The organism is Leucobacter soli (assembly GCF_042659205.1).
Taxonomy (GTDB): domain Bacteria; phylum Actinomycetota; class Actinomycetes; order Actinomycetales; family Microbacteriaceae; genus Leucobacter; species Leucobacter soli.
The window spans coordinates 1-867 of the sequence record NZ_JBHSRW010000436.1; the positions used below are offsets into that span (position 1 = coordinate 1).

2 protein-coding genes are annotated in these 867 nt (G+C 73.6%); both read left to right on the forward strand.

Annotation, left to right across the window (positions count from 1 at the left end):
• On the forward strand, positions 1-521 hold a 521-nt coding region (locus ACFPZL_RS13780), incomplete at its 5' end, for a spermidine synthase (RefSeq protein ID WP_382335959.1).
• A partial coding sequence (locus ACFPZL_RS13785; RefSeq protein ID WP_382335961.1) for a SprT-like domain-containing protein occupies positions 514-867 on the forward strand: 354 nt, incomplete at its 3' end. The genes ACFPZL_RS13780 and ACFPZL_RS13785, both read left to right, overlap by 8 nt.

The following is an 867-nucleotide window of genomic DNA, read 5'->3' on the forward strand; positions in this document are numbered from 1 at the left end:
CCCCGCTGCCGAAGCGGGCGAGCATCCGCGTGCGGCACGGCGACGCCCGCGAGGTGCTCGGGCGCATGCCGGCCGGCATGCGCGGCGCCATGGATCTGGTGGTGGTGGACATCTTCGCGGGCGCTCGTACGCCGGCCCACGTGTCGAGCGTCGAGTTCTACGAACTGATCCACCCCCTCCTCTCCCCGACAGGCGTCGTCGTCGTGAACGCCACCGACGGCTCCGGGCAGCGCTTCGCCCGCGGCCAGGCGGCCACCCTCGGCGCGCTCTTCTCCGAGGTCGCCGTGATCGCGGAGCCGCAGGTGCTCAAGGGCCGCCGCTTCGGGAATGTCGTGCTCGTCGCCTCGGGCGGCGAGCCGGAGCTGAACTGGCTTCCGCGCCTCCTCGCCGGTGGACCGCACCCCGCCCGCATGCTCGTCGACCGCGAGCTCGCCGAGTGGATCGGGACCGCCCGGCCCGTCGGGGACGATTCGGCAGCGGCGAGTCCGGAGCCGCCTCCCGAGATCTTCGGCCGTGGCTGATCCGGCGCGGGTGCGGGTGTGGGCCGAGGCCCTGATCCGCATGCACCTCGACCCGCGGTTCGGCGCAGGATCGTGGAGTTTCGACTTCGATCATGCGCGGCGACGCGCGGGCCTCTGCAACTACACGGACCGCCGCATCACGGTGTCGCGGCACCTCGCCGCGCGCTTCGAGGACGACGAGATCCACCAGATCCTGCTGCACGAGGTGGCGCACGCGCTGGCCGGCTCGGCCGCCGGGCACGGGCCGGAGTGGAAGCGCGTCGCGCGCGAGATCGGATACGTCGGGGGTCGCACGCACGACGGCGAGATCGCGGCGGAACTGGCGCCGTGGGTCGGTCGCTGCCCC